Annotated in this window: 13 protein-coding genes; 7 read left to right on the top strand and 6 right to left on the bottom strand. The window is 68.4% G+C overall.

The features are described from left to right. Positions 1-220: 220 nt before the first annotated feature. Genes VE614_RS11105 through VE614_RS11095 form a run of 3 tightly spaced genes read right to left on the bottom strand, consistent with a single transcriptional unit; the run spans position 221 to position 1,283 of the window. Positions 221-457 carry a hypothetical protein gene (locus VE614_RS11105; protein ID WP_324935251.1) on the bottom strand — a complete coding sequence of 79 codons (237 nt, stop codon included), beginning with the start codon at positions 455-457 and terminating at the stop codon, positions 221-223. Beyond that, positions 454-867: a hypothetical protein gene (locus VE614_RS11100; protein ID WP_324935249.1), complete on the bottom strand. Its 414-nt coding sequence runs from the start codon at positions 865-867 to the stop codon at positions 454-456. Before VE614_RS11100 ends, VE614_RS11105 begins: the two co-directional genes overlap by 4 nt. After that, positions 867-1,283 (bottom strand): hypothetical protein, encoded by a 417-nt coding sequence (locus VE614_RS11095; protein ID WP_324935247.1) that lies wholly within the window; start codon positions 1,281-1,283, stop codon positions 867-869. Before VE614_RS11095 ends, VE614_RS11100 begins: the two co-directional genes overlap by 1 nt. Before the next feature lie 119 nt (positions 1,284-1,402). Here VE614_RS11095 and VE614_RS11090 point away from each other — a divergent pair, with 119 nt between their 5' ends. From VE614_RS11090 to VE614_RS11080, 3 genes are read left to right on the top strand one after another with little or no spacing between them, the layout of a single operon-like run. Continuing rightward, entirely contained in the window at positions 1,403-2,446 is a 1,044-nt protein-coding gene (locus VE614_RS11090; protein WP_324935245.1) for a hypothetical protein, read from the top strand. Next, a complete protein-coding gene (locus tag VE614_RS11085; RefSeq protein WP_324935244.1) occupies positions 2,443-3,132 on the top strand; it encodes a YdcF family protein in 690 nt (229 codons plus the stop codon). Before VE614_RS11090 ends, VE614_RS11085 begins: the two co-directional genes overlap by 4 nt. 28 nt (positions 3,133-3,160) lie before the next feature. Further along, a complete protein-coding gene (locus tag VE614_RS11080) occupies positions 3,161-3,874 on the top strand; it encodes a WbqC family protein (protein WP_324935242.1) in 714 nt (237 codons plus the stop codon). 21 nt (positions 3,875-3,895) lie between these two features. Here the strand turns inward: VE614_RS11080 and VE614_RS11075 are convergent, their stop codons facing one another. Further along, positions 3,896-5,065, bottom strand: coding sequence for an XRE family transcriptional regulator (locus VE614_RS11075; protein ID WP_324935240.1), 1,170 nt, complete (start codon positions 5,063-5,065; stop codon positions 3,896-3,898). Then, positions 5,052-5,861 (bottom strand): hypothetical protein, encoded by an 810-nt coding sequence (locus VE614_RS11070; RefSeq protein WP_324935238.1) that lies wholly within the window; start codon positions 5,859-5,861, stop codon positions 5,052-5,054. Before VE614_RS11070 ends, VE614_RS11075 begins: the two co-directional genes overlap by 14 nt. A 416-nt stretch (positions 5,862-6,277) precedes the next feature. Here VE614_RS11070 and VE614_RS11065 point away from each other — a divergent pair, with 416 nt between their 5' ends. Continuing rightward, on the top strand, positions 6,278-7,459 hold the full coding sequence (locus tag VE614_RS11065) for a site-specific integrase (protein WP_324935236.1): 1,182 nt from the start codon (positions 6,278-6,280) through the stop codon (positions 7,457-7,459). A gap of 67 nt (positions 7,460-7,526) precedes the next feature. On the opposite strand, the gene VE614_RS11060 is transcribed toward VE614_RS11065, so the two are convergent. Further along, positions 7,527-7,964 carry a hypothetical protein gene (locus VE614_RS11060; protein WP_003974483.1) on the bottom strand — a complete coding sequence of 146 codons (438 nt, stop codon included), beginning with the start codon at positions 7,962-7,964 and terminating at the stop codon, positions 7,527-7,529. A gap of 462 nt (positions 7,965-8,426) precedes the next feature. Between VE614_RS11060 and hemL the strand changes: the two genes are divergently transcribed. The 3 genes from hemL to VE614_RS11045 all read left to right on the top strand — a co-directional run bounded on the left by hemL (position 8,427) and on the right by VE614_RS11045 (position 11,798). Then, on the top strand, positions 8,427-9,746 hold the full coding sequence (gene hemL / locus VE614_RS11055) for a glutamate-1-semialdehyde 2,1-aminomutase (RefSeq protein ID WP_324935234.1): 1,320 nt from the start codon (positions 8,427-8,429) through the stop codon (positions 9,744-9,746). Further along, positions 9,743-10,417 carry a histidine phosphatase family protein gene (locus tag VE614_RS11050; RefSeq protein ID WP_324935232.1) on the top strand — a complete coding sequence of 225 codons (675 nt, stop codon included), beginning with the start codon at positions 9,743-9,745 and terminating at the stop codon, positions 10,415-10,417. The genes hemL and VE614_RS11050 overlap by 4 nt, the downstream gene beginning before the upstream one ends. Before the next feature lie 121 nt (positions 10,418-10,538). Then, positions 10,539-11,798 carry a hypothetical protein gene (locus tag VE614_RS11045; protein WP_324935230.1) on the top strand — a complete coding sequence of 420 codons (1,260 nt, stop codon included), beginning with the start codon at positions 10,539-10,541 and terminating at the stop codon, positions 11,796-11,798. Positions 11,799-11,860: the final 62 nt, after the last annotated feature.

The raw sequence follows: 11,860 nt of genomic DNA, 5'->3' as shown, positions 1-11,860 counted from the left end.
GGGTTGGATATGAGGGGTTAGTCGGGCCTGGTGGTGGGCGGCGATCAGGTGGGCCGCCAACTCGGCCGGTGGATCCCTTCGCGAATCGCGGGTCAGGGCGTGATCCGTGCGGCTGAGGCGGCCACGTCGATCACGAAGCCGCACGAGGCGGACACGAGCACGATCAGCAGTGGTCCGGCGTAACGGGCGGCCCGGGCAACCTGGGCAGCGACACGGCGGTTCACAGCTTCCACCAGGCCCTCCATGGGCGGGTGATGATCTCCCGGTACGTATGGTGCGAGGGATTGCGGCCACCGTGCGTGAACACCCAGCTCTGCGGTTCGGCGAAGTCGGTACCGGGCAGTGAGGTCTCGCCACAGACCGCGCACTGCATCGCGTACGTGGTGGGCTCGGCGTCGGGTTCCCGGTCGGGCTGGAGGGTCCACTCCTTGTGGCAGACGATCGCGCGGCTGGTCATCGAACCGTCTCCAGGGCGGTGGCGACGTATGGGTGCTGGAGTGCGGCACGGAGGGCGTGGGCGTCGGTAAGGGTGTCGTCGTCGGGCAGCTCGCACCAGCCGCCGAACCAGTCGTCGATCCGTTCCATTCCTGGCGCGACGAGCCATGAGTTGGTGGTGAGATGCCGGACTGGTAAGTCGCTCCAACTCCCGGCGGTACCGGTGTCGATGGCGTAGTAGAGGCGTTCGTTGGGCCCGTCGTACAGCACCGGGCCGATTGCCGTGCCCGTGGCCCGCAGGTGGGCCAGGGCCAGGAAGCCGACCGCTGCGGGGGCACGTACGAGGTCCCAGCCGTCGCCGACTCGGAGCAGGCGGAGTCCGGGCACGTCGTTGACCATGGGTGCGCTACGCAGCGCTTCACGGACGGACATCACGTATCCCCTTGGCGCTGGAGGCCGGGGCTCACACCGAACCGAGGCGCACGTTCCGTCGTCGGCCTGATGGGGCGAATCATGATCAGACGGGTGTTTGTTGCTGTTATCTGACGCTGTCGCTCGGATACGACGCGCTTTGGGCCGAGGTGGCTGAGGGCAGGGACTACGGCGCCGTACGTATCGGGCAATTCGAGTGCGTCCAGGAGGCCGACGAAGGCGGGAGAGCGGACGGCCACGGTCGCCTCGCGGTCGGTGAACACGCCGCACAGAGTCAGCTCATGCAGTCGGCAGTACTCGGTGAGGCAGTCGACGAGCGCCGAGTGGCGGGCCGGGCCGCCGGTGACATGACGCAGGTAGCCGAAGACCTGGGGGCAGGCGACGGAGCGGCGTTCGGTGATGAGGTCGTCGTCCATGCCCACAGCGTCGGCCGTCGTGAACGGCCTCGAAATGACCTGCTGTTGTACTTCCGTTGCACTTCCCGCCCCACGTCGTCACCGACAGTGCTTCCGTACGTGACGGAGGGGGGTCATCCGTGGTCAGCGTGCAGCAATGGACAGGCCGGGAAGCGAGCGCCCTGCGCGCCGCGCTGCGTATGAGCACGCGCGCCTTCGCCGAGCACCTCGGTGTCGCGCTGCGCACGGTCGCCAAGTGGGAGAGCCTCGGTATCGCAACCCAGCCCCGCCCGGATACCCAGGCCATCCTCGACACGGCACTGGCCCGCGCGAACTCCGCTGCTCAGGCCAGGTTCGAGGCACTGCTCTCCCCCCACAGGAAGAGCGCGCGGCCGGCGGACTACGAGACCTGGACCGAGGACATCGAGCGGGCTGTGGTCTGTGTCAGCCGCCAGAACTTCTCCTTTGCCACCTCGCTGTTGAACCGCTGGCTGACTCGACACGAGCCGCATGACCTGGATGACAAGGGCCTCTATCTCTACGGCCGTTCCCTCGTGCTTCTCGGCGACCTGCAACGGGACCAGGGTGCGATCCTCGGCCCGCTCGCCGCCCGGCACTCCTACCTGACTGCTCGCGGCATGTTCACCGAGCTCGCCATCCCGCGCCGAGTGGCCCAGATCGAGCTCTCTCTCGCTGTTGTCCAGGAGATGTCTGGCGAGCTGGAAGCCTCCGCCCGTCAGTACGACCTCCTCGCCGGGGACGAGCGCTTGAGCCTCCGCGACCGAGCCAGGGCTCGGCTCTGGGTGGGCACGGCCCTGAGCAAGGAGGGCAACAACGAGTACGCCACCAATGTGATGACGGCTGCCACTCGTGCCTTCGAGGACCTGGGCGAGCCGGAGGACTGGTCGGTCGCCCACCAGAAGCTGGCCCTGGCCCATCGCGGCGCAGGCGACCTCAAGCAGGCCCTGCACTACATCGAAATCGCGCGCACCAACGGCACGGTCGACTCCCCGATGCAGCGGGTGCGGCTGGACACCGCCTACGGGCACATCCTTCTGTCGGACGCGGCGACCCGGAATGATGGGCTGTCCGTCCTCGATCAGGCGGCGCAGGTGGCCCAGCAGTACGGGCTGAGCCACCAGCTGCGCAGCATCGAGGGCATCCGAAGAGGCCAGCAGGGATGAGTCAGGGAGTGCAAGTGCCGCAGCACGAGCAGCGCCAGATCACCGACGAGCAATTCCACGACGCGACGCTGATCTGGAACTACCACCAGATGGGCCACGAGCAGCGGCCCTGCTCGGCGGCGATCGGCCTGGGCAGCCACGACCTGGGCGTGGCCGCCACAGCCGCCGACCTCTACCGTGCGGGCCTCTTCCCGGTCGTGGTCTTCAGCGGCGGCAACAGCCCCACCACCCGCGCCCGCTTCCCGCGCGGCGAGGCCGTCCACTATCGCGAGCATGCCCTGAGCCTGGGCGTTCCGGACGAAGCGATCCTGGTCGAGTCGAAGGCGGCCAACACCGGCCAGAACATCACCTTCTCCCGTGAGCTGCTGGCCGAGGCCGGCATCGCGGTCGAGTCGCTGCTGCTGATCTCCAAGCCGTACATGGAGCGCCGTTCGTACGCGACCTGCCGCAAGCTGTGGCCCGAGGCAGAGGTCGTCTGTGCCTCAGAGCCGCTGGAACTGGACGACTACATCAAGTCCATCGGCGACGAGAGGCTCGTCGTCGACATGCTTGTCGGCGACCTGCAACGGGTGATCGAGTACCCGAAGCTCGGCTTCGCCGTCGAGCAGCACGTACCGGGGGATGTATATGACGCGTACGAGCGCCTCCTGGGCGCCGGCTTCGACAGCCGCCTCATCAGCACCTGAGCCACCCCATGTCAGCTCGTCGGGCGGGGTGTGCGCGATCCACCAGCCGAACCTGTTCCCACGGCTGTCCACGTTGGCGAAGCTCTTCGCCGCCGACCGGTGGATCGTCCTGACCGACGTGCAGTTCGCCCGGCGCGATTTCCAGCACCGCGCCCGATTGGCCGCCTTGGACGATCCTGGTCGGCAGCAGTGGCTCACGCTCCCGACGCACCTTCCACATGGACGCCCGACGCTGATCGGCCAGGCGCGGCTTGTTGATCCCTGCCGCTCGCGCCGGACGGTCGAACTGCTCGTGCGCCAGTATTACGGCCGTAGCCGCCACTGGGGTGCCGTGCGTGAAGTCCTGGAGGCGGTCCTGGACACACTCGACACCTCAGAATGCGTGGCAGGCGTCGCGAAAACATCGACGATTGCCCTGCTCACGGCTCTTGGCTGGTCGGGGGAAGTGCTGGACAGCAGCGAGATCCCGACCCGCCAAAACCGGTCCGAGCGCCTTGCCGACCTCGCCGCCGCCACCGGCAGCACCCACTATCTGTGCGGCCCCGGTGGCTTGCGTTACCTCAATGTGGGTCCCTTCGATGCCCACGGCATCCCCGTGCTGCCTTTCCACACCCCTGTGGATGCCGATGACCCGCTCTGGCAGTGGAGCCGATGGACCAGCAGCCTCTGGGCCCTGAGCAAGATCGGGCCCGGGGCGCTGGCGAACCGACTGGCTGCCCGACTAGGAGCCGCGCTTCCCTGAAGCCTGGGCGTGACTGAGCCGCTACTGTACGAGACGTAGAACGGGGCGCTGTTCCTGGACGTCGAGCAGTTCTCGGACGCGCTTGGTCGTCCAGGCCAGCTCGTGCGCCAGCGCAGCCACTGACAGATCAGCTTCCTTGCAGGCAAGCTCGAAGGCTTGGCGCAGCAGTGACGGCTGCTCGCCGGAGTAGTTCGCAACCGACTCCGGAATGAAGCCAGGCTGGCCGTCCAGCGCTCGGAGGCGTTGGTAAGTACGGCTTGTCGTGGCATCGGAGATGAGCCCGAGTTCACGACACCGGTAGACGAGTGAGTGGATGGAGACGCCCCAAACCTGCCTGAGTTCGGCCAGGCGGGCGAGGTCCATTCGCTTAGGCAAGAGGGGCAGGATGCTGTCCTGCGGAGTGAGGAACTCGGCGGCGAAGGCGTCGGCCTCCTTCTCCTGACGGCTGTCACCGGTGGCGTCCCCGTGGAGTACGAGGTGCCCCAGTTCATGGGCGGCCGTGAAACGGTGGCGGTAGACGTCGTCAGCGCGGTTGGCGGTGAGGACCACAAGCGGCCTCGCTGCACGCGTGGAGAATGCGTCGACGGTGGCGGCCGAGGGGTCGGATGCGGGAGGCATCACGACCACGATGCCGTGGGATTCCATGCGTCGGACCAGGTGGGTGACGGGGCCGTCTCCCATGTCCCAGAGCCGCCGCAGCTCGCGTGCTGCTGCGGCAGGGTCCGTGGGCAGTTCTGCTCCGGGGTGGACTTCACCGCCGGCGAAGCCGGGCAGATTGACGAGAGGGAGCTGGATTCGCCGTTCGAGGGCGTAGGTGAGTTCCCATACCTGTTCGGCGAAGGCCAGCGCCCGTTCTCTTTGGGACTTCGGGGTGCTGCGCAAGCTGCGGAAGTGGGCCATGGAGGAGTCAAGCCGGTTGGCCGGACGCCCGACCAGAAAGAAAGTGGCAGGGACGCCGAGGACTTCGGCGAGGCGGGGGATCAGGTCGGGACGAGGGCGCGATACGCCGGTCTCGTACTGGCCCACGGCTGCGGGGGTCACCCCAAGGGCATGGGCGACGTCCTTCTTCGTCATCTCGGCCAGCCGACGTGCCTGTGTCAGCCGAGCGGGATCGAAGCCGTCGGAGATGGCGCGGGGCGTGGTGCCGCGCACCTCCAAGCCCGGGATGAGGTCTTGCTTAATGGTTCGCATCGTCTTCGCTGGTCTGGTCGTAGGCCGGCTCTGCTTCGGTCAGTGGCGGAACGTCAGGCTGCTGGTCCACGTTCGCACGCGACGACAGCGTAAGGGTCGGCTCTGCCCCGCCGTCGAAACTGGTCAGTTCCAGCTCGGAGGCCGTCGGCTGCTTGGGGATGGTCATCAGCCGCTGCCCGTGGGAGGTGACCGTGTCGGGCAGGGGGAGGCGCTCGGGGTCCGTTTCCCACTCCAAGCGCCGCTCTGCGCCCAGTGCGGCGATGCCCCAGTGGGCCTCCAGCAGCTCGGAGGCATTGCACGCGAAGGGCACCAGGATCAGGCGGGTGCCGGAAGGCACGGACGCGAGAGCACCGCGCGGCTCCACCACCTCACCACTCTCACCGAAGCCGTCGAAGTCGAAGGCGTCCTGCACGTGGGCCGGTTCGGGCGCGAAGGTGAACAGTTCCCTCACCAACCGGGACTCACGAGGGATGCGAGCAGTGCGTACGTCCGACTTGGTCTTCGAATAGAGGAATGGATAGATCAGACCGCGGCCGACGATCACAAGCTCGAACGGGAACCCGAAGGGCTTGACGGGAACGGCTCCCGGCAGATCCTTCAGCTCCTCCCACACCCGCTCGAACTGGCCCTGCCACCGGGCCGAGCCGTACGTGTGATTGGTGCGCGAATCGGTCTGCTCCTGGGCAGCCTGGGCGTTGGCCTGCATGTTCCGCAACGCCTGCCCGAGGCCCACGCGAACTGCCAACGCCTGCTTGCCGAACACCTCGGTCGCCCAGGGTGAAAGAGGCACACTCATGCGGACGACTCCTCTGGTCGGACTTCGCATTGGAGCACTTCACTGTCGAGTGGACTTTAGTTGATGTACAAGTTCTTGCACAAGCGCTTCTCTGGCGTGCGTGATTTTCCCGTCCGTACCGATGCCCAGGACCGGCCGCGTCCGTCGATCGCGTATGAGCACTGGTCTTGGGACTGGTTCCGGCGGCCGACTACGGGTCACCGGTGGCGCTGTCCACCCGGCGGGGACTGGTGTACCGAAGGCCGCTGTGTCGGTGCGGGCGGGGTGCTTCCGGTCGCGGCGGAGTTACGCGTTTGCGCACCGGGTGCCCCCCTTGCGCTGAGGCGCTGCATACGCCAGGCCAGGGTCCTTGCGGGGGAACGGGCGTCGTCCAGTGCGCGGTGACTGGCGGCCTGCCGGAGGAGTCGCTCCGGGTCGTGGCCGACGGCTTCGGCCTCGGCGAGCGCGGCAGTGAGGACTTCGAAGGCAGGGTCTTCCACGACCTGCTCGGCGTGCCCCGGCACAGCTTGACGTACGTAGCGGATATGCCGTTCCACGGCCTGCTGGGGTGGCCGGCGCCGAGTAAGGGCAGCCAGTGGTGCGACTGCTGCCTCCTCGTAAGCGGCCTGGAGGTGGATCAGACTCTGGTGGACTGCGGCGACTTGCTGGTCCTGGCGGCGCAGCTGGTGCCAGCGGGCAGCGGCGATGACGACGAGGATCGCGGCATCCAGGAACATCGCCAGGGCGGCGCTGTCCCTGGGAGCGGGCTCGCGAAGCATGGCCCGTACGGCGCCGCGCAGGGCGCGGGCGTGCTGATGCTCAGCAACCCCTGCAAGGCGAAGTCGGTCAAGCTCCCGACTGCGATCAAGAAGAAGATCATCCCTTGGTCGCTGGAGCGCGTGCGCGCGGTCATAGCCGGACTCCCGAAGCGCTTCCAGACTGGCGGCAAGCTCGCCTTCGGCTGCGGCCTGCGCCAAGGCGAGGTGTTCGGCTTCGCCGTCGAGGACATCGACTTCAAGGGCGGCTGGATCCACGTCAACCGCCAGGTGCGGCTCGTCGGCACGAAGCCCGTCTTCGCCCTCCCGAAGGGCAGCAAGATCCGATCGGTGCCCCTACCCGCCCAACTTGCCGCCGCCCTCAAAGCCCACATGAAGGAGTTCCGGCCGGTCGACGTCACCCTGCCCTGGGCCAAGCCGGACGGTGAGCCGAAGTCCTTCCGTCTCCTCTTCGTCGACAAGAAGGGGCGGGCCTACAACCGCAGCGTCTTCAACATGGGCGACTGGAAGCGCGCCCTTGCCGCCGCCGGCGTGATCCCTCCGCGCAAGCGTGGCGCGCGCTACCTCCAGGCGGCCCCGGAAGACGGCATGCACGCCCTCCGGCACGCGTACGCCTCCGTGCTCCTGGACGCGGGCGAGAGCATCAAGGCGCTCTCCGAGTACCTCGGCCACTCGGACCCTGGCTTCACCCTGCGGACGTACACGCACCTGCTCCCGTCCAGCGAGACCCGCACCCGCAAGGCGATCGACGACGCCTTCACCGAGGATCCGGCACCGCAAGGCCAGGGCACATCAGTGCCCCCGGCGAAACCAATGTGCCCCCAATGTGCCCTGGCCGCCTGAAGGCCCCTCCTGGCGCATGACGAGGGCGGGGTCCGAAAACCCCGCCCGCCACCCGAGAAACCCCAGCTCAGGGCCACACAAGGCAATAAGGCTGGTGCCCCGCCTCATGCAACCGATGGCTGAAGTCCTGCCACTCGTGCAGCAGCTGGTACACGTTGAACGCGTCCCGGGGGCCGCCCCGGTCCGGGACCGTGGACCAGATGAAGGCGGCCGCGCCGACCGCCTCCTCGCCGATGCCGCGGAGGGGGTCGACGACCGTCATGGGGAGTTTCACGACGGCGTAGTCGGGGTGGAGGACCACCAGCTCCAGGGGCGGCACCTTGTGGAGCGGGACGCCTTCGATGCCCGTGAGGACCATCGCGGCCATGGTCTCCGGCTTGATCTTGGTGAACATGCCGTTCATGCCCAGCTCGTCGCCGCCGAGTTCCTCGGGGCGCATCGAGATGGGGACGCGGGCCGCGGTCGCGCCGTCAGGCGCGCCGAAGTACTTGTACGTCACCCCCACCCGACCACCATTTCTGCTCCCCGCGCCGAGACGATCGATCCGTCCGTCCATACGTCGGTCGATCCGCTCGGGTTCACTCGGTAGATCCCGTGCCTGCCGTGCTTCGGTCGTGTCCTCCGCGTCGCGTCGGTGCCTTCCCCGCCGGGCACGTCGAGGACCCAGGTCATCAGTCCCCTCGCCCAGTCCGCCACCGCGATGCATATCTCCACCCGACTGCTTTTCTAGGACGCGTGGCCCCCGCCGCGCAACCCGATCATCGTGTCAGTGACCTCCCCCACGGCCGCGCGGCGAAACGTGCCGGGACACGCCGGTCCGCACGATCCTCGGGGTGGGAGTCGGCCCCTCTGACCAAGCCATGCCCAGTCTCGCAGATGGGTGGGGCCGACGCTTGGTTCTCCGGCCGCCTACCCTGAGGAGGTCACCCAGCAACCGGAGTCCGAGAAGTCGGAGAAGTCGCAGGTCATGAGCGAACTGCCCTATTCATACGAAGCGCCTGTCTCGCAGGCACTGTTCGACCGTGCGGCGGCCGTCACGCCCGGCGGCGTGAACTCCCCGGTGCGCGCCTTCCGCGCCGTGGGCGGGACGCCCCGGTTCATGGTGTCGGGCCAGGGGGCCTGGCTGACCGACGCGGACGGGCGGGAGTACGTGGATCTGGTGTGCTCCTGGGGCCCCATGATCCTCGGGCACTCGCACCCCGAGGTCATCGCCGCCGTGCAGGAGGCCGTCGCCCGCGGTACCTCCTTCGGCACGCCGGGTGAGGGCGAGGTCGCGCTCGCCGAGGAGATCGTCGCCCGGGTCGCGCCGGTGGAGCAGGTGCGGCTGGTGTCGAGCGGCACCGAGGCGACCATGTCGGCCATCCGGCTCGCCCGCGGGTTCACCGGGCGGTCGAAGGTGATCAAGTTCGCCGGGTGCTACCACGGGCACGTGGACGCGCTGCTCGCCTCCGCCGGGTCCGGGCTCGCCACCTTCGCGCTGCCCGACACCCCGGGTGTCACGGGTGCGCAGGCCGGGGACACGATCGTGCTGCCGTACAACGATCTCGGCGCCGTGCGGGCCGCCTTCCAGGCACACCCCGGGGAGATCGCCTGTGTGATCACCGAGGCCTCGCCCGGCAACATGGGCGTCGTGCCGCCGATGCCCGGGTTCAACCAGGGGCTGAAGGACGTCTGTGCCGAGAACGGCGCGCTCTTCATCTCGGACGAGGTCATGACCGGGTTCCGGACCAGCCGCGCCGGGTGGTTCGGGGTGGACGGGGTCGTGCCCGATCTGCTGACCTTCGGGAAGGTCATGGGCGGTGGGTTCCCCGCCGCCGCGTTCGGCGGGCGGGCCGACGTCATGGCGCATCTCGCCCCCGCCGGACCCGTCTACCAGGCCGGCACCCTGTCGGGGAACCCGGTCGCCACCGCCGCCGGGCTGGCCCAGCTGCGGCTGCTCGACGACGCCGCGTACGCCCGGGTCGACGCGGTCTCGCAGCAGATCCAGGCGATGGTGAGCGAGGCCCTGACGAAGGAGGGCGTCGCGCACACGCTGCAGAACGCCTCCAACATGTTCTCCGTGTTCTTCACGGACCGGCCGGTGCGGAACTACGACGACGCCAAGGCGCAGGAGTCGTTCCGCTTCACCGCGTTCTTCCACGCGCTGCTGGCGAACGGTGTCTACCTGCCGCCGTCCTCCTTCGAGTCCTGGTTCGTGTCCACCGCGCACGACGAGCGGGCCCTCCAGAAGATCGCCGATGCCCTTCCGGCGGCGGCCCGGGCGGCTGCGGAGGCGACCGAGCGATGAGTGACATCACCGTCGTCCACGTCATGCGGCACGGCGAGGTCGCCAACCCGGACGGGGTCCTGTACGGGCGGCTGCCCGGGTACCACCTGTCCGACCTGGGCCGGAGGATGGCCGACCGGGTCGCCGAGCACCTGGCCTCCCGTGATGTGACGTACGTCTGCGCCTCGCCGCTGGAGCGGGCGCAGGAGACCGCGGCGCCGATCGCCACGGCGCACGGCCTGGACGTGGCCACCGACGCGCGGCTGATCGAGGCCGACAACGTCTTCCAGGGCAAGACCTTCGGCGTCGGGGACGGCGCCCTGAAGCGGCCCGAGAACTGGAAGCACCTGGTCAACCCGTTCAAGCCGTCGTGGGGTGAGCCGTACATCGACCAGGTGGTGCGGATGATGGGCGCGCTGGACGCCGCGAAGGACGCGGCCCGCGGGCACGAGGCCGTGCTGGTCAGCCATCAGCTCCCGATCTGGATCGTGCGGTCGTACGTCGAGCGGCGGCGGCTGTGGCACGACCCGCGCCGCCGGCAGTGCACCCTCGCCTCGCTGACGTCCTTCACCTACGACGGGAACCGGATCGTCTCGGTCGGGTACTCCGAGCCCGCCATCGATCTCGTCCCGGCCCACCTCCGCGCCGGCGCCAGGCCGGTGAAGGGGAAGGACAAGGCGTTCGGGGCGTAAGACACGCAAAGAGCCCGCAACGCCTCATTGTTACGAAAAGCGCACAAATGCGGGGCAACCACCCCGTTCGTCGTGCCCTCTGAGGGAGTGACCACCACAGAGCACGACGGACGGGGATGGCATGCGTCACATCAGCCGCAGGGGAGCGATCGGACTCGGCGCGGGGGCCGCCGCCGCGTTCGGTGTCGCCGGGTGCGGGTCCCACACCCCTTCAGACGGGTCGTCCCACGCCGGAGGTTCCGGCAAGGGCGAGGGCAAGGGCGAAGGCCAGGGCTCGGGCAGGCCGAGCGGGCAGCCCGTCCGGCCGATCGGCGACGGCTCCACCGCCTTCACCGGCAAGCAGCCGAACCAGCCCCCGGCCCCCGAGCCCCTGGAGCCGGGGCAGACGCCGCCGCAGTTCGTCGTCTTCTCCTGGGACGGGGCCGGCGAGGTCGGCAACGGGCTGTTCCCGCGCTTCCTGGACCTGGCGAAGGAGCACGGCGCGCACATGACCTTCTTCCTCTCCGGGCTGTACCTGCTGCCCGAGTCGAAGAAGCGGCTCTACGACCCGCCGAACAACCCGCGCGGCGCGTCCGACATCGGTTACCTCACCGACGACCACATCAAGGACACGCTGAAGAGCATCCGCCGCGCCTGGCTCGACGGGCACGAGATCGGCACCCACTTCAACGGCCACTTCTGCGGTGAGGGTCACGGCTCCGTCGCCCACTGGACGCCGCAGCAGTGGCGCAGCGAGATCGATCAGGCGAAGTCGTTCGTGAAGGAGTGGCGGACCAACTCGGGCTGGACCGATCTGCCGTCGTTGCCCTTCGACTACGACAAGGAACTCGTCGGCGGCCGTACGCCCTGTCTGCTCGGGCAGGAGAACCTGCTGCCGGTGGCGCGGGAACTGGGCTGGCGCTACGACGCCTCCTCGCCCGGCGGCCTCCAGGTGTGGCCGGACAAGAAGCAGGGGATCTGGGATCTCCCCCTTCAGCAGATACCTTTCCCCGGACGCTCGTTCGAGGTCCTGTCCATGGACTACAACATGCTCGCCAATCAGTCCGTGAACTCCACGAACGCGCCCGCGCACAACTACCCGGGCTGGCGCGAGCAGTCGGCGCAGGCCTATATCCAGGGATTCAAGCGGGCATACGAGACAAATCGCGCACCCTTCTTCATCGGCAACCACTTCGAGCAGTGGAACGGCGGCATCTACATGGACGCCGTCGAGGAGGCGCTGAAGCACATCGCGCGGGAGAAGGAGAAGGGCGAGGACGTCCGGCTGGTCTCCTTCCGGCAGTTCACCGACTGGCTGGACGTGCAGCGGCCCGAGGTGCTGGCCAAGCTGCGCACGCTCGGCGTGGGCCAGGCGCCCGCCGGGGGCTGGAAGCGGTTCTGAAATGGGGGTTTCCACCTGTAAGGGGGGTGCGCAAGATCCCCAGAACGGGCATGCGAAACTTT

This window comes from Streptomyces sp. (assembly GCF_035645055.1).
Taxonomy (GTDB): domain Bacteria; phylum Actinomycetota; class Actinomycetes; order Streptomycetales; family Streptomycetaceae; genus Streptomyces.
This window is presented reverse-complemented; position numbering and strand designations above follow the sequence as displayed.